The organism is Xanthomonas sp. NCPPB 1638, assembly GCF_041475635.2.
GTDB lineage: Bacteria > Pseudomonadota > Gammaproteobacteria > Xanthomonadales > Xanthomonadaceae > Xanthomonas > Xanthomonas cucurbitae.
Window position 1 is genome coordinate 4520640 of record NZ_CM192984.1, and the last position, 21944, is coordinate 4542583.

At 66.8% G+C, this 21944-nt stretch carries 18 protein-coding genes and 2 pseudogenes; 7 read left to right on the forward strand and 13 right to left on the reverse strand.

All coding sequences use genetic code 11. The annotated features are described in order from the left end of the window. Positions 1 to 168: 168 nt before the first annotated feature. The 6 genes from ACCQ13_RS19705 to ACCQ13_RS19730 all read right to left on the reverse strand — a co-directional run bounded on the left by ACCQ13_RS19705 (position 169) and on the right by ACCQ13_RS19730 (position 5745). Positions 169 to 2184: a phospholipase D family protein gene (locus tag ACCQ13_RS19705; RefSeq protein ID WP_159407827.1), complete on the reverse strand. Its 2016-nt coding sequence runs from the start codon at positions 2182 to 2184 to the stop codon at positions 169 to 171. Beyond that, positions 2181 to 2753: a YceI family protein gene (locus ACCQ13_RS19710; RefSeq protein WP_159407828.1), complete on the reverse strand. Its 573-nt coding sequence runs from the start codon at positions 2751 to 2753 to the stop codon at positions 2181 to 2183. Before ACCQ13_RS19710 ends, ACCQ13_RS19705 begins: the two co-directional genes overlap by 4 nt. Positions 2754 to 2756: 3 nt before the next feature. Next, positions 2757 to 3233 carry a SixA phosphatase family protein gene (locus tag ACCQ13_RS19715; RefSeq protein ID WP_104601966.1) on the reverse strand — a complete coding sequence of 159 codons (477 nt, stop codon included), beginning with the start codon at positions 3231 to 3233 and terminating at the stop codon, positions 2757 to 2759. A 16-nt stretch (positions 3234 to 3249) separates the two neighbouring features. After that, complete coding sequence (locus ACCQ13_RS19720; RefSeq protein WP_159407829.1) at positions 3250 to 3882, reverse strand: nucleotide-binding protein; 633 nt, start codon at positions 3880 to 3882, stop codon at positions 3250 to 3252. A gap of 150 nt (positions 3883 to 4032) precedes the next feature. Continuing rightward, positions 4033 to 4950, reverse strand: a complete 918-nt coding sequence (locus tag ACCQ13_RS19725) for an AEC family transporter (RefSeq protein WP_159407830.1) — start codon at positions 4948 to 4950, stop codon at positions 4033 to 4035. A 159-nt stretch (positions 4951 to 5109) separates the two neighbouring features. Further along, positions 5110 to 5745 (reverse strand): tetratricopeptide repeat protein, encoded by a 636-nt coding sequence (locus ACCQ13_RS19730; RefSeq protein ID WP_159407831.1) that lies wholly within the window; start codon positions 5743 to 5745, stop codon positions 5110 to 5112. Positions 5746 to 5939: 194 nt separating this feature from the next. Here ACCQ13_RS19730 and ACCQ13_RS19735 point away from each other — a divergent pair, with 194 nt between their 5' ends. The 3 genes from ACCQ13_RS19735 to ACCQ13_RS19745 all read left to right on the forward strand — a co-directional run bounded on the left by ACCQ13_RS19735 (position 5940) and on the right by ACCQ13_RS19745 (position 11587). Further along, positions 5940 to 9647 carry an indolepyruvate ferredoxin oxidoreductase family protein gene (locus tag ACCQ13_RS19735; protein ID WP_159407832.1) on the forward strand — a complete coding sequence of 1236 codons (3708 nt, stop codon included), beginning with the start codon at positions 5940 to 5942 and terminating at the stop codon, positions 9645 to 9647. Positions 9648 to 9776: 129 nt separating this feature from the next. Next, complete coding sequence (locus tag ACCQ13_RS19740) at positions 9777 to 10313, forward strand: helix-turn-helix transcriptional regulator (RefSeq protein ID WP_159407833.1); 537 nt, start codon at positions 9777 to 9779, stop codon at positions 10311 to 10313. Beyond that, positions 10310 to 11587: a type II toxin-antitoxin system HipA family toxin gene (locus ACCQ13_RS19745; RefSeq protein WP_104601972.1), complete on the forward strand. Its 1278-nt coding sequence runs from the start codon at positions 10310 to 10312 to the stop codon at positions 11585 to 11587. The genes ACCQ13_RS19740 and ACCQ13_RS19745 overlap by 4 nt, the downstream gene beginning before the upstream one ends. A gap of 49 nt (positions 11588 to 11636) precedes the next feature. Here the strand turns inward: ACCQ13_RS19745 and ACCQ13_RS19750 are convergent, their stop codons facing one another. Genes ACCQ13_RS19750 through egtB form a run of 3 tightly spaced genes read right to left on the reverse strand, consistent with a single transcriptional unit; the run spans position 11637 to position 14195 of the window. Continuing rightward, positions 11637 to 11870 carry a DUF3253 domain-containing protein gene (locus tag ACCQ13_RS19750; RefSeq protein ID WP_249027592.1) on the reverse strand — a complete coding sequence of 78 codons (234 nt, stop codon included), beginning with the start codon at positions 11868 to 11870 and terminating at the stop codon, positions 11637 to 11639. A 52-nt stretch (positions 11871 to 11922) separates the two neighbouring features. Continuing rightward, the gene (egtD, locus tag ACCQ13_RS19755; protein WP_159407834.1) at positions 11923 to 12909 is read right to left on the reverse strand and encodes an L-histidine N(alpha)-methyltransferase; all 987 of its coding nucleotides are present in this window, start codon (positions 12907 to 12909) and stop codon (positions 11923 to 11925) included. Next, positions 12906 to 14195, reverse strand: coding sequence for an ergothioneine biosynthesis protein EgtB (gene egtB / locus ACCQ13_RS19760; RefSeq protein WP_167526982.1), 1290 nt, complete (start codon positions 14193 to 14195; stop codon positions 12906 to 12908). The genes egtD and egtB overlap by 4 nt, the downstream gene beginning before the upstream one ends. A gap of 65 nt (positions 14196 to 14260) precedes the next feature. Between egtB and ACCQ13_RS19765 the strand changes: the two genes are divergently transcribed. After that, on the forward strand, positions 14261 to 15448 hold the full coding sequence (locus ACCQ13_RS19765) for an aminotransferase class V-fold PLP-dependent enzyme (RefSeq protein WP_104601975.1): 1188 nt from the start codon (positions 14261 to 14263) through the stop codon (positions 15446 to 15448). A gap of 49 nt (positions 15449 to 15497) precedes the next feature. Then, positions 15498 to 15707: pseudogene (locus tag ACCQ13_RS19770) on the forward strand (aminotransferase class V-fold PLP-dependent enzyme); the annotation flags it as partial. Positions 15708 to 15775: 68 nt separating this feature from the next. Here ACCQ13_RS19770 and ACCQ13_RS19775 read toward each other — a convergent pair. The 4 genes and pseudogenes from ACCQ13_RS19775 to ACCQ13_RS19790 form a co-directional block, all read right to left on the reverse strand. After that, entirely contained in the window at positions 15776 to 17248 is a 1473-nt protein-coding gene (locus ACCQ13_RS19775) for an ABC transporter permease/substrate-binding protein (protein WP_104601976.1), read from the reverse strand. Continuing rightward, a complete protein-coding gene (locus ACCQ13_RS19780) occupies positions 17245 to 17982 on the reverse strand; it encodes an ATP-binding cassette domain-containing protein (RefSeq protein ID WP_159407836.1) in 738 nt (245 codons plus the stop codon). The genes ACCQ13_RS19775 and ACCQ13_RS19780 overlap by 4 nt, the downstream gene beginning before the upstream one ends. Positions 17983 to 18030: 48 nt before the next feature. Further along, positions 18031 to 18345: an EF-hand domain-containing protein gene (locus ACCQ13_RS19785; RefSeq protein WP_104602023.1), complete on the reverse strand. Its 315-nt coding sequence runs from the start codon at positions 18343 to 18345 to the stop codon at positions 18031 to 18033. 46 nt (positions 18346 to 18391) lie between these two features. Then, positions 18392 to 19561, reverse strand: a pseudogene (locus ACCQ13_RS19790) (DesA family fatty acid desaturase). A 141-nt stretch (positions 19562 to 19702) separates the two neighbouring features. Here ACCQ13_RS19790 and ACCQ13_RS19795 point away from each other — a divergent pair. Both ACCQ13_RS19795 and ACCQ13_RS19800 read left to right on the forward strand, forming a co-directional pair. Continuing rightward, entirely contained in the window at positions 19703 to 20542 is an 840-nt protein-coding gene (locus ACCQ13_RS19795; protein WP_159407837.1) for an ABC transporter ATP-binding protein, read from the forward strand. Between the two features lie 163 nt (positions 20543 to 20705). Continuing rightward, positions 20706 to 21716: a TIGR00266 family protein gene (locus ACCQ13_RS19800; RefSeq protein ID WP_104601978.1), complete on the forward strand. Its 1011-nt coding sequence runs from the start codon at positions 20706 to 20708 to the stop codon at positions 21714 to 21716. Positions 21717 to 21944 lie beyond the last annotated feature (228 nt).

The following is a 21944-nucleotide window of genomic DNA, read 5'->3' on the forward strand; positions in this document are numbered from 1 at the left end:
TCGGGAATCGGGAATCGGGAATCGGGAATCGGGAATCGGGAATCGCAACAGCATCTGCGGTGCCGCGGCCGGATGCAACGGCGGCGACGGGTCGCTGCACTGCCACGACGGTGACAGACCGGGCGGGAGCGTTGCATGCGCCCGCTGCACGTCCCGGCAGCGGGGTGCTCAGAGAATCGGCACCAGGCCGGCGCCAAACGCTGTGAGCATGCGCACCAGCAGCCACTTCGGCCCCACGTTGACCTCGGGGAAATCGCCGACCGCCACATAGCACTGGCGGAATTGCGGGTCCTGCCGCTTGAGTGGGAACGGGCAGCCCGGGCCGGGCTGGAACTCGTAGTTGGTAGCGTAGCGCCAGGGCCAGAAATCCAGCACCGGCAGCGCTTCGGACATCTTGCCCACGCTGTAGTTCAGACCACTGAGGACCGGCGGCTTCTCGCGCGACGCCACCGTCCAAGCATTCTCCGGGCTGATGTCGCGTTCGATGCTCGCCGCCAGCGCCTGCGCAAAGCGCACATCGTCGATCACCACCGCCGCCTCGGTGTTGTAGTTCTCGCTGCGCGGGTCGAAGTTGTGCGTGCCGATCACGCCGATGCGGCGGTCCACCACCAACGATTTGGCGTGCAGACCCATGCGTGCGCCGGCACGGGTCACCGGCAGCGGTTTGTTGACCGCACGCGTGCCCAGGAACGAGGGCCGGGTTTCGGTCCGCAGCACGCGGCGATCAACCGCGCTGCCGCCGGGCGCCCGGCCGCCACCGCTGCTGCCGCGCAGCGCGCTCGCCGGCGCTTTGTCTGCCCCACCGCCACTGCTGCCACGCATCGCATTGCCGGCCGCGCTGCCACCGATCAGGCGGTTGTCGCGGCTGTCTTCGTTGGTCTGCAACGCCGGGTTGAGCGGGTCCGGCACCAGGTTGGCGTAGTCCACCGGTGCGTCCAGCGGAAACGGCTTGAACTCGTAGACGTTGAAGCCCAGTTCGCGCAGGTTGCGGCGTTTGAACTTGTACGACAACGCATACACGATGGGGTTGTCGGTAGCCGCCAGGCTATTGCTGGACACCACGATGCGCGGCGGCAGCGGGCGGGCGCGCAGGCTGCGGAAGATCGCCTGCGCCTGGTCGGACAACACCAGGTACGGCGTCTGCAACAGCACTTCCTGCTGCGCGCCGGCGATCAGGCTGTCCAGTTCCGGCGCGGTGGATACCGCCTTGGCGGCGTGGTCCTTGCGATGCTTCTGCGGCAGGTCGGCCACGTACAGCACGCGTTGCACCGGCATGGCCGGGGTGACGAAGGCATCGCGCACGAACTGCGGATCGCGCGCCTCGCGATCTACCCGCGCCACCCGGTCCGGGCGGCGGAACTGCGCCGGCGGCATCTGCGGCACGCCCTGCTCCAGCAACAAGCGGCCCACATCGTTCAGTCGTTCGACCGGGATGCTGCGCCGCGCGCGCCAGAACGCATCGAAGTTGGCGGCCATGGCGCGCACTTCCGGTCCGGCCAGGATCACGTCGCGGTCGCGGAAGTTGTATTCGCTGTCCCAGTCGTAATAGTCGTCCTGGTAGTTGCGCCCGCCCACCACGCCCAGCACGTCGTCCACCACCAGCAGCTTGTTGTGCATGCGCTGGTTGAAGCGCCGGAAACAGCACAGCACGCTGCCAACGTAGTCGAAGTAACTGAGCTTGACCTTGCCGAAGGTGGGGTTGTAGATACGCAGCTGCAGGTTTTCATGGCTGCCGGCCAGCGCACCGAGAATCTGCAGGTCGGTGATCGCCGAAAGCTGGTCGATCAGGATGCGTACCTTGACCCCGCGCCTGGCGGCGTCGGTCAAGGCATCCAGCACCATGCGCGCGCTGTCGTCCTTGTCGAAGATATAGGTCTGCAGGTCGATGCTGCGGGTAGCGCTGCGGATCAGGTTGAGCCGGGCCACCAGCGATTCTTCGCCATGGTCGACGATGGTGGCGTAGTGGCGCGGTGCGCTTGGCGTGGAGGCGCTCATCGTATCGCCCCCCAGCGTGCGCAACGGCGAAGGCAGGGCGCAATGGTTGGCCTGGGTGCACTCCACCACACTGCTGCGCGCGGCAGCGGCCACGGCGGCGGCCCGGGTGCGTTCGATGTTCGACAGACCCGCACATCCGGTGCCCGGCAACAATGTTGCCAGCACCAGGACCTTCAACAGCCACTTCACGGGCGCCGCGCCTCCTGCAGACGCCCGCGCAAAATGAATATCACCCTGTCGCCCAGGGCCATCTGCCACGCATTCATTCCATAACGTCCACGCAGGACCGTACCCCGGCTGATCACCTCGCAATCATAGCCCGGCCGGGCGCACTCCGCGGACGCCACATGCAGGGTTTCCATGTGGGTGATTCCGCGGATGGTCAGGTTGCCGAGGATGTCGCCCCCCTGCGTGACAACGCCCCGGGTGTAGGGCAACGACTCGAACTCCACCACCGGGTAGCGGGCCACGTCGAAGAAATCCTCGCCGCGCATCCAGCCGGTGTAGCGGTCCTTGCCGGGGATCTCCACCTGGGTGGCGTCCAGCCGAAAACGCACCTGTTCGCGTCCGTCGGCCAGCTCCACCACCTCACCATGAAAACGCGGAAACAAGCCCTCGATCTTCATGCCGAAGCGGGTCCTGATCTCGAACCCGAAGCGCGATTGCGCCGGGTCGATCACATGCACCTGCTGCTGCGCGAGGCAGGGCAACGCGGCCCACAGCGCCAGCCAGGCGACCCAGCGCAGCGACAGTGACACCGATCAAGGCCACCAGAACGCGGTCAGGCGGGCGATGCCCGGCTCGATGGTGGCCTCCAGCGGAAGCGCCAGCAGCGCGATCGAGGCGGTCGGCATGCCGCGGTAGTCACCGCTCTGGCCGCTATGCATCAGCGCCGCCAGGCGTTCCAGGCCCGGGTTGTGCCCGACCAGTAGCAGGCGCTCGGCGTCGCGGTGTTCGTCCACCAGGCTGGCCAGGGTGCCGGGGGTGGCCTCGTAGATGCGCTCGTCCAGGCGTTGTTCGATGTAGCCGGTGAGTTCGAGCACCGCTTCCAGGGTTTCGCGCGCGCGCCGGGCCGGCGAGCACAGCACCCGGTCGGGCACCAGCCGCTGTTCGCGCAGCCAGCGCCCGGCGGCCTCGGCTTCGGCAATGCCGTGCGGCGACAGCGGGCGGTCGAGGTCGGCCTGGCCGGTGTCGGCCGGCTCGGCATGGGCATGTCGCAACAAGATCAATTCGCGCATTGGGAACGTTCCGGTTCTAGGACTTTTTGAGCCACTTCAGCAGTGGCTCCCAGTCCTGTTGATGGTCGCGCACCTGCGCCGAGCGGTAGTCGAACAAGCTGCGCCCCAGGCCGGCCATGACGACATAGGCCTGGGTATCGCGCAGCTGGGCCACCAGCGGGTACGGCCAGCTGCCGATCATCTCGGCGGCCTGTTGCGAGGTCTGGGTCCAGGGACGGGCGCGATTGAGCACCAGCCCCACCGGCAGTTTGCGCTGATGCACGCGCGGCACCTTGGCCAGGGTGTTGAGGAAGCCCACCACCGCTTCGATATCCAGCGCCGACGACAACACCGGCACCACGACGGCATCGACATGGTCCAGGAAACCGCCCAGGTCATCTGCCATGGCGCCGGCCGGGGCATCGATGACCAGGTAATCGGTGCCCTCGGGCACGGCGGCCTGCCAGTTGCGGCGTTTGGTGGCATCGATCGGCAAGACCGCGCTTTCCAGACTGGCCCGGCGCTGCGCCCAGCGCGTGGACGACCCCTGGGGGTCGGCATCGGCCAGCACGGTGCGCTGGCCCTGCAACGCCGCATGTGCGGCCAGATTGGTGGCGATCGTGGTCTTGCCGACGCCGCCTTTGGAAGCGGCCACCAGGACTGTCTTCATGCACGCCTCGCTTCCGGGAGCTGGCAGGCAGCGTACACCGCAGCCGGGTGAGGAAGTAGTTGAAAAACGTTAAACGCGCCGGCATGCCGGCAACGCCTGGCGAGCGAGGCCGCAACGCGGATGTGCCAGCGTGCATGGGGACGCTTGAGGTCAGCGCGCCAGCTGCGCCAGCCACCAGGCCCACGCGGGCAGGGTCAACAGCGACAGCAGGATGCTGTAGCCGACCATGGCTGCGGCCAGACGTGGTGCCAGGCGATGCGAGATCGCCAGCGCAGCGGCGGTAATCATGCTGGGCATGGCCGACTCCAGCACAGTGGTCTGCAGCATCAGCCCATGCAGGCCAAGCGCCCAGGACAGCGGCAACGCCAGGATCGGCATCACCGCCAGCTTGAACACCAGGCCCAGCGCCAGTGGCTTGAGCTCCTCGGCCGGCAGGCGCAGCTGCAGCGAGAAACCCACCGCCAGCATCACCAGTGGCAGCATGGCATCGGCCAGGCTCTTCAGGCCGGCGCCGATCCAGCCCGGTGGCTGCCCGGGCATCAGCGTCAGCGCGAACAGCAGCGCCCACAACGGCGGGAATCGCAGCATCCGCTGCGCGATCACCCTGGCGGTGGGCGGGCTATCGCCGCTGTAGCGCGCCAGCACATACAGGCCGAACGTGGACAGCAGCACGAAGGTGCCGAACTGGTCGTAGACCACCGCGTACGGCAGGGCTTGATCGCCAAGCAGCGCACGCACCATCGGAAAGCCGATGAAGCTGGAGTTGGTGAACACCACGCACATCAACAGCGCGGCGTAGTGGGCGCGACCGATGCGCAGCAGGCGGCTGCAGCCCCATAGCAACGGCACGATGAGTGCGGTCAGCAGCCAGGGCGTGGCGATCAACCCGCCTAGCGATGCATCCAGATGCAGCCGCGGCACATAGGTCAGCACCGAGGCCGGCAGGCAGATGTACAGCACGATGCGGTTGAGCACGTCGGCGCTGTTGTCCGGCAATACCTTGCACCGTGCAAATACCAGGCCCAGCCCCAGCATCGCCAGGATCAACGCAAATGCATCCACCGCCATGGCGACATCGTGTCCGTCAGAAAGCCGGCCACAGCATCGCACGACGCGCGGCGCGCCCGGATCGGCGCGTGGCGGCAACGCCCCTTGCCGCCAAGCCGCAGATCTCGCTGGTCGCCAGCGGCAACGCCAACCGCAGGCATTGCCCGCACGGCGCGCCGGTTACGGCGACGCCGGCGGATTGGCCTGCCAGGCCGCGAACACCTCCGCCAGGCCGGTGCGATCGACCTCGCGCCAGTCCGGCAGCAGGCTGGCGTAGTTGGCGGTACTGCCCCAACGGTCCGGCCAGGTGCGCACGGCGGCGGCGTACCACTCGGTCGCCTCCTGCTTGCGGCCGGCGCGCCACAACGCCAGTGCGGCGGCAGTAGGCAACCATTCCGGCGCAGCCGGGCGGCCGGTGGCCAGGTTGGCCCACTGCTGCAGCGCCTGGTCCGGCTTGTCGGCACGCAGCAGGTCCCAGCCGTAGTTCCAGGTGATGGCGCGGTATTGCTGGCTGCCACTGGAGACCAGCGCCAGCGCGCCCTGGTAAAGCTCATCGCCCAACTGGGTCCGCCCGCCAGCGTAGGCCAGCGAGGCCAGCTGCGCGCGCGGTTCGGCGGCACGTGCGTCACGCTGCACGATCGTGGCCAGGCGATCGACAACGGCGTCGCCATGTCCCTGCACCGCCACCACCGGCTTGGTCGTGGCGCGGTCTTCGTCGAAATAGAACTCTTTTGGCTTGGGCAGACCTTGTGCCTGCGCCAACGACCACACGCCCCCGAGCAGGACCAGTGCGGCCCATGCGTATTTCCTTTTCACCGTGTTTTCCCCTGACAGCAAACGATGGTTCCCGTTCCCATCCTAACCGCAGCGCGACGGGCATGCATCCGTGCACCGCCTAGGCGCGTGAAGACTGGCTGCTACACTTCCGGTCGCCATTTTAGAGCCGTCGGACGGGTCATGCAGTTTCAGATGAGACGTCCCAGCTCACAGCCACCCTTTCCGGGCACGCCATGACCAGTACCGCTGCACTTTCCTCTCCAGACGCTGCCAATACGCCGGAGCTCGTCCGGGTGGATGCGGACTACACGCTGGAGCACAAATACACGCGCGCCGACGGCCGCATCTACCTGTCGGGCGTGCAGGCGCTGGTGCGGCTGCCGCTGATGCAGCGGCTGCGCGATCAGGCCGCCGGGCTGGACACGGCCGGCTTCGTCAGCGGGTATCGCGGCAGCCCGCTGGGCGGGTTGGACCTGGAACTGTGGCGCGCACGCAAGCATCTGGACGCAGCCAGGGTGACCTTCACCCCCGGCCTCAACGAGGACCTGGCCGCCACCATGGTGTGGGGCACCCAGCAGACCAACCTGTTCCCCGGCGCCAAGGTGCAGGGCGTGTACGGCATGTGGTACGGCAAGGGCCCGGGCGTGGACCGCAGCGGCGACGTGTTCAAGCACGGCAATGCCGCCGGCACCTCCCCCTACGGCGGCGTGCTGGCGCTGGCCGCCGACGACCACGCGTGCCGCAGTTCGACCCTGCCCCATGGCTCGGAAGACGAATTCGTCAGCGCGATGATGCCCATCCTCAACCCGGCCGGGGTGCAGGACATCCTGGACATGGGTCTGCTCGGCTGGGCGATGAGCCGTTACACCGGCCGCTGGATCGGCTTCAAGACCATCGCCGAGACGGTGGAATCGTCCGCCTCGGTGCAGGTGAACCCGTTCGCGCGCAGCATCGTGCTGCCGGAGGACTTCGCGCTGCCACCGGGGGGCTTGAGCATCCGCTGGCCAGACCCGCCGGTGGACCAGGAGATGCGCCTGCATCGCTATGCAGTGGCCGCCGCGCAGGCGTTCGCCCGTGCCAACGGCATCGACAAGGTGGTGCTGGATTCGCCACAGGCCCGGCTGGGCATCGTCACCACCGGCAAGAGCTACCTGGACGTGTTGCAGGCGCTGGAATACCTGGGCCTGGATGCATACGCCTGTGCGCAGATCGGCATCCGCGTCTACAAGGTCGGCATGACCTGGCCGCTGGAACCGGTGGGCATCAGCGCGTTTGCCCGCGGGCTGGAAGACATCGTGGTGGTGGAGGAAAAGAAGGCCTTCATCGAGCGGCAGATGAAGGAGCTGTTCTACAACTGGCCGGCCAGCGCCGGCGCGCGGCCGAGCATCGTCGGCAAGTACGACGAGCACGGCGCGTGGATCCTGCCTTCCACCGGCGAGCTGACCCCGGCCACCATCGCTGCGGTGATCGGCAGGCGCATCCTGCGCCTGCTGCAAGCGGGCACGATCAATACCGATTCGATCGAGCAACGGTTGCGCTGGATGGATGCCAAGGAAGCGGAAATGGCGCTGCCCCGCGCGCAGTTCCCGCGCGTGCCGCACTACTGCTCCGGCTGCCCGCACAACACCTCCACCGCGGTGCCGGAAGGCTCGCGTGCACTGGGCGGCATCGGTTGCCACTACATGGTGACGTGGATGAATCGCGCCACCGATACCTTTACCCATATGGGGGGCGAAGGCGTCACGTGGTCCGGGCAGGCACCGTTCACCGATACCCCGCACGTGTTCCAGAACCTGGGCGATGGCACCTACTTCCACAGCGGCTCGCTGGCGATCCGGCAGTCGGTCGCCACCGGGGTCAACATCACCTACAAGATCCTCTACAACGATGCGGTGGCCATGACCGGTGGCCAGCCGGTGGACGGCACGCTCAGCGTGCCGGACATTGCGCATCAACTGCGTGCCGAAGGCATCCATGAGATTGCGGTGGTCAGCGACGACATCGGCAAATGGACGCGGCGACGTGACCTGTTTCCGCCTGAGGTCGCGTTTCACGATCGTGGTGAACTGGATGCCGTGCAGCAGCACCTGCGCACGGTCAAGGGCGTGTCGATCCTGATCTTCGACCAGACCTGCGCCACCGAAAAACGGCGTCGTCGCAAACGCGGCAAGCTCATCGACCCGCCCAAGCGGGTGATGATCAATTCGCTGGTGTGCGAAGGCTGCGGCGATTGCGGCGAGAAGAGTTTTTGCGTGTCGGTGTTGCCGAAGGACACCGAATTCGGGCGCAAGCGCCAGATCGACCAGTCCAACTGCAACAAGGATTATTCCTGCGTCTCGGGCTTTTGCCCGAGCTTTGTCACCGTGCATGGCGGCGCACCGCGCAAGGGCAAACAACGCGATGCCAGCGCGTTGCTGGAGACGCTGCCCGCACCGCCGCAGCGCACGGCGCTGGAACAGCCCTGGAACATCCTCATCACCGGCGTCGGCGGCACCGGGGTGGTGACCATCGGCGCGCTGCTGGGCATGGCCGGGCATCTGGAAGGCAAGGGCGCCACCGTGCTGGACCAGACCGGCCTGGCGCAGAAAGGCGGCGCGGTGACCACGCATATCCGCATCGCCCGCCAGCCCGACGACATCCACGCGGTGCGCATCGCTGCCGGCGAAGCGGATCTGGTGCTGGGCTGCGACATGGTGGTGGTCAACGATTATTGGGCGCTGTCCAAGGTGCGCGATGGCCGCACCGAGGTGGTGCTCAACACCTACGAAGCGATGCCCGGCACGTTCACCACCCAGCCGGATCTGCAATTCCCCGCCGCCGAGATCATCGCCGGCGTGCGTACCGCACTGGGTGGGCGCGATCCATTGCTGCTGGATGCCACGCAACTGGCCACCGCCCTGTTGGGCGATGCCATCGCCAGCAATCTGTTCGTGCTGGGCTACGCCTGGCAGCATGGGCTGGTGCCGTTGTCGCATGCGGCGCTGATGCGCGCGATCGAGCTCAATGGCGCGGCGGTGGCGATGAACCAGCAGGCCTTTGCCTGGGGCCGGCTGGCCGCAGTGGATCTACCGGCCGTGCAGCGCGCTGCGGGCCTGCCCGGCTCGGGCGCACCGGCGCACCTGCAAGGCGACACGCCGGCGGCACGCGTGCCAGGCCGTTGGGAAGACCATGACCTCAGCGGCCAGAGTGCGCCGCGCGCGTTGGCGCAAACCGATGGCGGCACGCTGCACGGCGACGTTGATGCACCGACCGCCCCGCTCGATGACGAACAACTGGCGCCCTCGCTGGACGACGCCATCGCGCGTCGCATCGCCTTCCTGACCGACTACCAGGATGCAGCCTACGCGCAGCGCTACCGCGCGTTGGTCGAACGCGTGCGCAGCCACGAGGCACAGCGCGTGCCCGGCAGCAGCGCGCTGACCGAAGCGGTAGCCCGTTACGCCTTCAAGCTGATGGCCTACAAGGACGAATACGAAGTGGCGCGGCTGTACACGCGCGGCGACTTCCAGCGTCGGCTGCAGCAGCAGTTCGAAGGCGATTACACGCTGCGCTTCCATCTGGCGCCGCCGTTGCTGGCAAAGAAGGATGCGCAGGGCAATCTCATCAAGCGCGAGTACGGGCCGTGGATGTTCACCGCCTTCAAGCTGCTGGCACGGTTGAAGTTCCTGCGCGGCAGCAGGCTGGACGTGTTCGGCTACACCGCCGAGCGGCGTGGCGAGCGGGCGCTCATCGCCGATTACCTCGCAACGGTGGAGGGTTTGCTGGACCGCCTGGATGCCGACAACGTGGGCCTGGCCGCGCAGATTGCCAGCATTCCCGAACATATCCGCGGCTATGGCCACATCAAGCATGCGCACCTGCGCGAGGCCAAGGCGCGCGAGGCGGCGTTACTGGTGCAGTGGCGCAATCCGAGGGCGTTACATGTGGTGCAGGCGGTGTAATGTCATCGATCGATGACATCCCTCCCATGTAATCGTTCGGTGACTCCAGCAGGCCTGCTGATTTCCATGTCTGAATGTCAGCGATCGCCGACATTGCGGCAGTGTCGTCGATCGCTTACATTCGGCTACATGGACACCGTACGCACCCCTTCCGATATCGGCAACGTCATCCGCGCAAGGCGCAAGCATCTTGGTTGGGATCAGGTTCGCCTTGCCAAGCAGATCGGTGTGAGCCGACAGTGGATCGTCGACATCGAGAAGGGCAAGCCGCGCGCCGAGCTGCAATTGATCCTCAGGGCGCTGCACGTGCTGGGACTGCAGCTAGCGCTGAGCCCGGGCGCCGCTCAGGCGCAGGAGTGCGAAATGCTCGACCCCATCCCCGCCGCATCGATCAATCTCGATGCAATCCTTGAACGTCACCGCGGCACCCTGCCGCCAGGCACCGGCGTTGCTCATCCATCCAACAGCGCCACCCCCAGTTCGTTCTCCGCCCTGTCGCAACAAGCATTCAAGACCGCGTACTCGACTATCGATACATTCCACAAGCGGCATCCAGCACACGGGGTCTTGAAAAAGCAGTTTTCGGTGCTCGATGAACCGAAGGTCGTTGCTACAGCAAAAAAATCCGCCGTCACGTCCGCCTCGAAGAAAAAGGACGATCGATGAGGCTATTGACGTTGATTGGAGATCAGGTGATCGGTCATCTGAGCTCCGACGCGCATGGCCGCCCGCTATTTGCCTACACACGCGATTGGCAACGATCGAAGAACGCGTTACCGCTTTCATTGAATCTTCCCCTCAGCCGGGAAGATCACCCAACCGCGGCCGTTGGTGCGGTGTTGTGGGGCTTGCTGCCCGACAACGAAACGACAGTGCAACGCTGGGCCTCCAGATTTCAGGTCTCGCCGCGCAACCCGCTTGCCCTGTTGGCGCACGTTGGTGAGGACTGTGCCGGGGCGGTGCAATTCGTCACCGAAGACCGGCTCGCGGACGTGCTGTCCGGCGCCAGCGATAGCATCGAAGTTCTGACGGATGCCGAACTGGAAACGCGCCTGCGCAGACTGCGTCGCGACATTGGCGCGGCACGTCAGGTCGATGATGTCGGTCAGTTCAGCCTGGCCGGCGCGCAGGCAAAGATTGCCTTGCTGCATGATGGGCGGCAGTGGGCCATCCCGGCCGGACGCATCCCGACCACGCACATCCTCAAACCACCGAGCGGCGAATACGACGGGTTCGTCGAAAACGAGCTGTTCTGCCTGCGCCTGGCGAACAGCATCGGGCTACCGACTGCGGCCTGCCAGGCGCTGCGCTTTGGCGAGGAGACCGCCATTTGCGTCGAGCGCTACGATCGTCTGCAGATCGACGGAACGCTGCTGCGCATCCACCAGGAAGATATCTGCCAGGCGCTGGGAGTGATGCCGCAGATCAAGTATCAGAACCAGGGCGGCCCTGGCGTTGAGGCGATATCACAGCTCTTATGGACGCACTCGTCGCAGCCGCGGCAAGACGTCGAAACCCTGTTCCAGGCGCTGGCCTTCAATTATCTGATCGGCGGCACCGACGCACACGCGAAAAACTATTCACTGCTGCTCGGCCAGGGCGGGCAGGTTCGTCTGGCGCCGCTCTACGACATTTCCAGCGCTCTGCCGTACCCGCAGCTGCAGCGACGTCGGATCAAACTGGCAATGAAGATGGGCAGCCATTATCGCTGGTGGGACATCCGTCCGAGCGACTGGGTACAGGTCGCCAGCACATTGCGCCTGGACGCATCGGAGTGCCTTGCATGGATGCACCGGGTCGCCAGCGACATGCCCGATCGCGCGCAGGAACTGCTTGTTGCGCTTGCGCGGGAAGGCGTCGCGCACCCGATCCTGGAAGCTCTGGTGGGGGAAATCGCCAACGCATGCAGCCGCATGCGCAAGCTGTTGCAGCCGGATTGATCGGTTCGATGCGATCACACGGCAGGTGGCTTATCCAATCCACGTAGCGTCAATCGAAGTGCGGCCCGCGCATCAATCGGATCGGCCCACGCAGCGTGGCAATCTCCACGCGCTGCCCCTGTTGGGTGATCCGCACGATGCCCTGCTCCGCCGCCTCGGCTGCCACCGCGCGCACCTGCGGCATCAAGGCACGCCACACCGCCGCGTCATCGCTCAATGCACGCGCAACCTCCGAAGGGCAGATGGAGTGCTGCGGCCGCCGCTGTGCGAGCAGCTGCCGCATGACCGCGACAATCTGCGCATCGGCCGGCCGCTGCTCGCTGACCACCTGCGGCTTACAACGGACGCAGCAAACGCAGACCGAACCAGTCTTTGGCATCGTTCCAGCCATGGGTGACCTTGAGCCCGGCCGCAGCGGCCAGCTCGGCGAAACGCGCATCGGTGTACTTGTAGCTGTATTCAACCTGCATCGCCTCGCCTTTGGCAAAGGTAAATTCCCGTCCACCCACCTGCACGCGCTGGTCGCGCTGGCTGATGAGGAAGGTTTCGATGCGGCCGCGTTCGCGCGCATACACCGCGTGGTGGCGGAAACCGTCGAGATCGAAATCGCTGCCGATCTCGCGGTTGAGCCGCGCCAGCAGGTTCAAGGTGAACTCGGCAGTGACGCCGGCAGCGTCGTTGTAGGCGGCTTCGATCAGGTCGGCATCCTTGTCCAGATCGATGCCGATCAACGCGCAACCGTCGCTGCCCATGGTCTGGCGCATTGCATCCATCAGTGCAATAGCCGCAGTGTCGGTGAAATTGCCCAACGTCGAGCCGGGGAAGAACACCAGATGCCGGCGCGCCGGGCGCTGTGCGGTGGGCAGCCGCAATGGCTTGGTGAAGTCGGTGCAGACCGGCAGCAGCTGGATCTGCGGAAACTGCTGGGCCAACCGCGCGGTGCTTTCCAGCAGCGCGGTGCGCGAGATCTCCAGCGGGGTGTAGGCCACCACGTCGCGCAGGCCTTGCAGCAGCAGCTCGGTCTTGCGGCCGCTGCCGCTGCCGTATTCCACCACGTGCACGCCGGCACCGATGGCCTGTGCGATCGCGCCCATGCTGGCGTCCAGCAAGCTCAGTTCGGTGCTGGTGAGGTAATACTCCGGCTGCCGGGTAATGGCCTCGAACAACTGCGAGCCGCGCGCATCGTAGAAATACTTGGAGGGCAGGGTCTTGGGCGTTTGCGACAGCCCGGCCAGCGCATCGGCGGTGATGTCGTCCGGCTGCGGACGCAGGTCCGTCAGCGCGGCCTGGGCGCGTTGCATGGCATGGGCGGCAGCGTTCACGGCAGATCCTTGGCAAGGCGCACACCGGCAAACTGCCAGCGCGCGTCGGAGGGGAAAAAGTTGCGGTAACTGGCGCGCATGTGGCTGGCCGGCGTGGCACAACTGCCGCCGCGAAGCACCCATTGCGCGTTCATGAATTTGCCGTTGTATTCGCCCAGCGACCCCGGCCATGGCGCAAAGCCCGGATACGGCAGATACGCACTGCCCGTCCATTCCCAGACATCGCCGAACAACTGCTGCAGGCCGGTGTCCACAGCCTGCGCGCCGCGCGGATGCAAGGCATCGCTCTCGACGAAGTTGCCCTGCACCGGCACGCCTGTAGCAGCCAGTTCCCACTCGGCTTCGGTGGGCAGGCGTGCTCCGGCCCAGCGCGCGAAGGCATCGGCCTCGAACAGGCTCAGATGGCAGACCGGCGCATGCGGATCGCGCATGCGCCACCCGTCCAGGGTGAACTCGCGTCCCTGCGCATCCCAGTACAGCGGATGCTGCCAGCCCTGCGACTGCACCATCGCCCAGCCGTCGCTGAGCCAGGCGCCAGCGTTGCGGTAGCCGCCGTCGTCGATGAACTGCTGGAATTCGGCATTGCTGACCACACGGCTGGCCAGCGCATGCGTACCGACCAGCACCCGGTGACGTGGCGACTCGTTGTCGTAGGCGAAGCGCTCGCTGTGCGGCCAGGCCGGCGCGCCGATCTGTGCAATCTGCTCCTCGCGCGCATGCCAGCGCACCGCGCTGCCGACGACCAGCGGCGCTGCAGGCGTATTGCGATAGGCAGGCTGCAGCGGGTTGCTCCACAGCGCGTGCTTGATATCGGTCAGCAGCAGCTCCTGATGTTGCTGCTCATGCTGGATGCCCAGTTGCACGATGGTGCAAGTCTGCGCATCCAGCAGGCCGTCGCACAGGCGTTGCTGCATCTGCGTATCCACCGCCGCGCGATAGTCGCGCACCTGCTGCAACGACGGTCGCGACAACACGCCGCGGCGCGCGCGTGCATGCATCGGGCCCACGCTCTGGTAGTAGCTGTTGAACAGGAAATCCCAGGCCGGATCGAACACGCGGTAGCCCGGGTCGGCCTGCAGTACGAACCGTTCGAAAAACCAGGTGGTATGTGCCAGGTGCCATTTGCTGGGGCTGGCATCGGGCATGCTCTGCACCATGGCATCTTCGGCGCTCAGCGGTGCGGCGAGGCGGTCGCTGAGCGCGCGGGTCTGCGCGTAGCATTCCAACAGGCGGCGCTGCTGGTGCTGGTGGTCGACCAGCAAGGGTGAGGGTGCAGGCATCGTCATATGCTTGGGGAGCGCCCGTGAACGCGCCGTGTCGGTGCGATGGCGGTCAGCGGTAAGCTGTCGGCATGTCATCGCCCTTGTTGTCCAGCCCGCTCCCCATCCCTCTGGATTGGGCACACCGCCAGCAGGCATTCGCGCTCCCCGATGAATTGGTCTACCTGGACGCCGCTTCGCGCGGGCCGTTGTTGCGCGCGGTGCAGCAGGTAGCGCATCAGGCGGTGGATGCACTGGCCACGCCCTGGCGATTGCCCTTCGATGCGTGGCTGCAGCAGATCGAACAGCTGCGCACGCTTGCGGCCGGCCTGTTCGACCACGATGCCGACGCGGTGGCCTTGCTGCCATCGGCCGCACATGGCCTGGCCACGGCCGCACGCAACCTGCCACTGCAACGCGGCGACGCGGTGCTGGTACTGGAGGGGCAATTCCCGTCCAACCTGCTGATCTGGCAACGCCGCTGTGCGGAGGTGGGTGGGCGGATCGTGGCGGTACCGACCAGCACCGGCACCGTGTTGACCGATGCGGTATTGCAGGCGATTGCCCAAACTCCGGCGCTGCGTATTGCCAGCCTGCCGCAGGCGTATTGGCTGGATGGACGACAACTGGATCTGGACCGCATCAGCGCCGCGCTGCAGGCTCGCGGCGCGGCGCTGGTGCTGGACCTGAGCCAGAGCCTGGGCGTGTTGCCCAACGACCTGCCGCGCTGGAAGCCCGAGTTCGTGGTCAGTGTCGGCCACAAATGGTTGCTGGGGCCGATGGGCTTGGCTTGGCTGTGGGCGGCGCCGCACTGGCGCGCGCAGGGTGTACCGATCGAAGAACACTGGCTTGGCCGTGATGCCGGCAGCAGTTGGGAATTTCCGAGTGCGCAAGCGCCGCAGTATCGCGACGGCGCGCGCCGCTTCGATGCAGGGGGCGTTGCCGATCCGTTGCGCATTGCGATGGCGACGGTGGCGCTGCAGCAGGTCAGTGCATGGCAGCCGGTGCGCATCGGGCAGGCGCTGGGCGCGCTCACCGCGCAGTGGGATGCGGCCCTACAGGCCCGTGGGCTGGGCAGCTGGTGCCCGGCGGGGCACGCACCGCATCTGACGGCCCTGCAGCCGCCAGCATGGCAGTTGGAAACGGTGGCGAAGACCTTCGGCGAACTTGGAGCGATCTGCACGCGGCGGCATGGACGTCTCCGTATCGCACCGCATGTCGGTGTTGCCGAAGATGCATTGCTCAGCCTGGTTGCAGCGCTGCCAGATCAGCATCCGTAGAAGCGGACCCGGCCGCGACCGGCATTGCCGGGAAACGCCCGGTCGCGGCCGGGTCCGCTCCTACGGGCTCTGGCATGCACCGCATCTGACGGCTCTGCAGCCGCCGGCACGCCAGTTGGATGCAGTGGCGAAGACCTTCGGCGAGCTTGAAGCGATCTGCACGCGACGGCATGGACGTCTCCGTATCGCACCGCATGTCGGTGTTGCCGAAGATGCATTGCTCAGCCTGGTCGCAGCGCTGCCAGATCAGCATCCGTAGGAGCGGACCCGGCCGCGACCGGCATTGCCGGGAAACGCCCGGTCGCGGCCAGGTCCGCTCCTACGGGTTCATGATGGTTGGCGGATGCGCAGCCCGCGCGGCGTGACCCAGCGCTCCAGTCCTCCGAACACGGCCTGTACCAGCAACGCCAGCAGCGCGGCAGGCACCGCCCCTTCCAGGATCAGGCCGATATCGTCCAGGCGGATGCCGGTGAGGATGGGCTGGCCATAGCCGCCCGCGCCGATCAGCGCGCCCAGCGTGGCGGTACCGACGTTGATGACCGCTGCAGTCTGGATCCCGGCCACGATCGTGCGGCGTGCCAACGGCAACTCGATGCGCCACAGCCGCGTCCACGCCGGCAGGCCGATCGCCTCGGCGCTCTGGTGCAGCTCGCGCGGGATCGAGGTCAGCCCGGCATGCGTGTTGCGCACGATCGGCAGCAGGCTATACAGCAACAGCGCCGCAATCGCCGGCTTGGCGCCGATACCGAACAGCGGAATCATGAAGACAAATACCGCCAGTGAGGGCAAGGTCTGCAGTACGCCGGTCAGCGACAGCACCAGCTGGCCCAGCCGTGGCCGTCGTGCCGCCAGCACGCCCAATGGCAGGGCAATCAGCAATGCCAACCCCAACGAGCTGCCCACCAGTGCCAGATGCTCGTGGGTGTAACGCCATAGCCGGCTAGTGCGCGAGGCGGTGTCCGAGACAGGCTTCACGCCCAGCCATTGCGCGGCCACCGCAGATTCGGGCTTGCGCTCCAGCTTCACCTGCGCATTGAGGTGCTGCATGGCCGCTTCGTCGATGCGTCCCTGCAGGCCTTGCAAGGTCTCCAGCATCTGCGGCGCACGCTGTGCCAGATCCTTGCGGTACAGGAACACAGCCTGGTACTCGGGAAAATAATGGCGGTCGTCGCGCAGCACCTGCAGGGTGTAATACGCAATCTCCGCATCGGTGCTGTACAGATCGGTGACCTCGATCGCGCCGCTGTGCAGCGCGCGATAGGCCAGGTCGTGATCCAGGCCGGTGGCGGTTTGCGGCAGGGCATAGGCGGCGCGCACGCCCGGCCAGCCGTCGGCGCGCTGCATGAATTCGTTGCTGAGGCCGATCTTCAAGCCCGGGTGGCGCGCCAGTTCGGACAACGTGGTGATGCCCAACGCCTGCGCGCGCTCGCGCCGCATGCCGAACGCATAGGTGTTCTGAAAGCCGAGCGACTGCGTCATCGCCAACCCGCGCGCGTCCAGTTCGGCGCGCAACTCGGCGTGGCTGGCCTTGGGGAGTTGCAGCAGTTCCTGTGCCAGGGTGCCGGTGTATTCAGCATAGGCATCGATCTGCCCGGTTTCCAGCGCGCGCCACAGGATGCGCGTGCCGCCGAGCTGGGCGCGATGTTGCACATCCACCCCATCGCGCTTGCCGGCGGCAGTGGCGATTTCGCCCAGGATCACCGCTTCGGTGAAGTTCTTCGAGCCCACGTTGACTTGCGCGGCGTGTGCGCCCAGGCTGCACAGCAACAGCAGCACCGCCACCACCGCACGCGCGATCATGCGGCGTCGCCGATGCTGCGCTGCGCACTGAGAAACCGCTGCACGAACGGGTCGGCCGGGTGCTCAAGCAGCGCGCGCGCACTGCCCTGCTGCACCACGCGGCCGGCGCGCATCAGCACCAGGGTGTCGGCCAGATACGCCGCCTCGGCGACATCGTGGGTGACCAGCACCACGGTCTTGCCGAGCTGGGCAAACAGCGCGCGCATCTGTGCCTGCAGGTCGTAGCGCACGATGGGGTCGAGCGCGCCCAGCGGTTCGTCCAGCAGCAGGGCTGGTGGGTCGAGCATCAGCGCGCGGATCAGGCCAACGCGCTGGCGCTGCCCGCCCGACAGCTCGGCCGGGTAGCGCGCCAGCAACGCCGGCGACAGCTGGCACAGCGCGCACAACGTCTCCACGCGTGCGTCGATGCGCGCGCGCGTCCAGCCCAGCGTCTGCGCCAGCAACACCACATTGCTGCGCGCATCCAGATGCGGAAACAGACCGCCCTCCTGGATCACGTAGCCGATGCGCTGACGCTGCGCCTGCAGCTGCTTGCGTTGCAGTGGCGTGCCATCGAAGGCAACCGTGCCGCTGTCGGGCCATTCCAGCCCCACCAGCAGGCGCAACACGCTGGACTTGCCGGCGCCACTGGGCCCGATCACCGCCGTGGTGACGCCCCTGGCAAACGCCAGGCTGACGTTGTCGAGCGCAAGGGACTGGCCGTAGCGTCGGCTGACCTGATCGAGTGTGAACATGCGCTCGAGCGTGCCGAAGGCGACGTCAGCCGAGCGCGAAGGCGCGCATCAACGCGGCGGCGCCAGCAATTCGCGCGCGCTCAGGTAGCCGTCGCCGTTGGCATCCTGCCGCGCGAAGCGTTCGATCAAGGTGGCGCGATGCGCGGCGCGGGTGATCGGCTTGCCGCGCCGGCCAGGCAACTCCTCGCCCTGCAGCACGCCATCGTGATCGGTATCGCGCTGATCGAAGGCGTAGCTCATCCAGGCCAGATATTCGTCGCGGCTGACCCGGCCATCGCCATCGGTGTCCATGCGCTTGAGATACTCCTGGCTGTCCTGCACCTGGGCATGCGCACTGCCGGCAGCGGCGCACACAAGCCACATCGCCAGCAGCAGGCGTCTACTCGATCCGCTCGGCGCGCCGCTGCGCTCACGCACCACTGAGCGCATACCCCTTGAGCCGTGCCGCATAGGCCTGCAGCGCGGCATTGCCACTGGCTTCGGCTTCATGGCACCACTGCTGCAATTGCCTGAGCCGTTCGGAGGCGTCGTGACTGCGCGCTTCCAGCACGGCGGTCAGACGCGCGCGATACTCCACCAACGTGCGCATGCGCGGGCGTTGCGCCACCCAGGCCTGCAGCTGGGCGCGTGCATCCGGCTGCAGCCAGCTGCCATCGTCGACCAGACCCTTGCGCAGGCGGCGCGGCAACAATTCGCGCAACTTCGCGCCGCCGGCTTGAGCACGTTGCGCTGATAGTCGGTCATGGCCTGGAAGCGATGCGACAACAAGGCCTTGAGCGTGTCGGCATCGGGCACGGCGATGTTGGGGCGGATATCCAGCGACGGCGCCACCCGCAACACCTTGGCAAGGCCCAGCGCCTGCAGGCCGACAATGGCGATCCAGCCGATATCCAGCTCCCAGCGCCGCATCGAGAAGCGTGCCGAACTGGGGAAGGCATGGTGGTTGTTGTGCAGTTCTTCGCCGCCGATCCACAGCGCCCACGGCGTGAGGTTGGTGGAGGTGTCGGCCGATTCGAAATTGCGATAGCCCCACCAGTGGCCCAGCCCGTTGACCACGCCGGCGGCCCAGAACGGAATCCACGCCATCTGGATCGCCCACAGCGCGATGCCGGGCAAGCCGAACAGCACCGTGTTGATGACTGGGACCGGCATTGGCGTGCGGCGTATACAGATGCCGTTCGATCCAGTCCGACGGCGCGCCCTTGCCGTATTGCTCGATGTCCGCGCGCTCGGCACGCGCCTGCCGATACAGCTCCACGCCGCGCCAGAACACCTGGCCGATGCCCTTGGTTTGCGGGCTGTGCGGGTCTTCGTCGGTTTCCACCTTGGCGTGGTGCTTGCGATGGATCGCCACCCACTCGCGGGTAATCATCGAGGTGGTGAGCCAGGTCCAGAACCGGAAGAAGTGCGCCAGCACCGGGTGGAAATCCACACCGCGGTGCGCCTGGCTGCGATGCAGGTACAGGGTTACCGCAAAGATGGTGAGCTGGGTGACCACCAGCAGCACGCCCAGCACGCCCCAGACACCCAGGCCGGCCACGCCCGAGGTGAGGAAGTCGACGATCGGGTCGGGCAGCATCGGCAGTTCCACAGCGGCATCTCGTTGATTGGTACAGACATGATGGGGGCGATCGCGGCAAACTTCACCCTTCGCTTGCGTAGGGTGTTCCCGCATTCCTAACGCGGTTCACACCTCTCCCGCCACTGCCCGACGTTGCGTATGACTGCTGGTGTTTCTTCCCCTGCTGCTGCCGATACGAGCGCCCCCGCGTTGATCGAACTCGACCAGGCAAGCGTGATGCGCGGCCAGGTTCGTGTGCTGCATAGCGTGTCCTTGCGCATCGCGCTGGGGCAGCACACCGCCCTGCTTGGACCCAACGGCTGCGGCAAGTCGTCCTTCATCAAGCTCATCACCCGCGAGCTGTATCCGCTGGCGCGCGGGGACGGCCAGGCGTCAGTGAAGGTGCTGGGGCAGACCCGCTGGCAGGTGGACCGCTTGCGCGCGCAGCTGGGCATCGTCACAGGCGATCTGAGCGTCAACCTGGCCGAGATGCCGGGGCTGGATGTGGAAAGCGCGGTGCTGTCCGGCTTCTTCGCCAGCTACGTGGTGCCGCCGCACCGCGAGATCAGCGACGACATGCGTGCCCGTGCGCGCGAAGCGCTGAGCTTGGCGCGCGCCTTGCCGCTGCTGGACCGCCCGTTCGCCGAGTTGTCGGCCGGCGAAACACGCCGCGTGCTGATCGCCCGCGCGTTGGTCAACCGCCCGCAGGCGCTGTTGCTGGACGAGCCCTCTACCGGCCTGGATCTGGTCGCGCGCCAGCACCTGCTCGACAGCATGCGCGATCTTGCCCAGCAAGGCATCACACTGGTGCTGGTGACCCACCACATCGAAGAGATCGTGCCGGAGATCGCGCGGGTGATCCTGCTGCGCGCCGGCAAGGTGGTGGCCGATGGCAGCCGCGACGCGGTGCTGACCGATGCCAGCCTGTCGGCGGTGTTCGATGGCCCGGTGCGGGTGCAGCGCGATGGCGAGCGTTACCGGGCCACGGTGGGCACGTAAGCGCCGTCGCCGACGGCGGCACGCACGTCGGCGCACTGCACCACATGCAGCCCACGGCGGCCAGCGAAACCTGTCCGCTGCGGGAGCGCATGACCTTGGACAGGGGACGCAGCGGCCGCTGCCAAGGCTAGACTCCGCACACACATAGACAGGAGTCATCCCGATGGCCCAGTGGTATTTCCATGTTCCCGGACAGGCCGACCGCATCGGTCCGCTCGATGATGCCAGCGCACGCGCGCATGCCCAGCGCCAACCCGATGCGCTGGCCTGGCGCGACGGACTCGATGGCTGGACCCCGGCCCGGCAATTGGCCGAGTTGCAGAGCAGCGGCAGCGCCCCGCCACCGCTGACCGGCGCGACCGGCACTGCCGACGCCATCGATTACCGCATCGTTGGCAACGACATGCAGTTCGTCGAAGTGGAGCTGGACCCCGGCGAAAGCGCGATCGCCGAGGCCGGCGCGCTGATGTACAAGGATGCGGCCGTGCAGATGGACACCGTATTCGGCGACGGCTCGCATGCCGGCCAGAGCGGTGGCAGCGGCTTGATGGGCAAACTGCTCTCCGCCGGCAAGCGCGTGGTCACCGGCGAGAGTCTGTTCACCACCGTGTTCACCCATGCCGGCAGCGGCAAGGCCAAGGTGGCGTTCGCCGCGCCCTACCCCGGTACGGTGCTGGCGCTGCGCCTGTCCGAGCACGGCGGGCGGCTGATCTGCCAGAAGGACAGCTTTCTGGCCGGCGCGCGCGGGGTGTCGCTGGGCATCGCCTTCCAGAAGAAGATCCTCACCGGCCTGTTCGGTGGCGAGGGCTTCATCATGCAGAAGCTCGAAGGCGACGGCTGGGTGTTCGTGCACGCCGGTGGCACCGTGGTGGAGCGCACGCTGGGCCCGGGCGAGCGCATCGACGTGGATACCGGCTGCGTGGTCGCCTATCACGCCGGGGTGGACATGGACGTGCGCCGCGTGGCCGGCCTGAAAAGCATGTTCTTCGGTGGCGAAGGCGTGTTCCTGGCGACCCTCACCGGCCCCGGCAAGGTGTGGCTGCAATCGCTGCCGTTCTCGCGCATGGCCGGGCGCATGCTGCAGGCCGCGCCGCAGGGCGGCGGACAGCAGCGCGGCGAAGGCTCGGTGCTGGGGGGTCTGGGGCGGCTGCTGGATGGTGATAACCGGTTTTGAGGCTTGGGTGGCGGCGCCGTTCGGCGCGGTCCTGGGGGTGGGTCGGTTGTCTTTTGGCCAAGGAGAACGGCCTCCCCCATCCGCCCTTCGGGCACCTTCCCCCGCAGGCGGGAGAAGGGCATCGCATTCTGCCCCCTCTCCCGCCTGCGGGAGAGGGTTGGGGTGAGGGCAGCGGGCAAAAGCGGGCACGCTCCTCACCCGCCAGCGCGATCGGCGCCGCCTGGACGC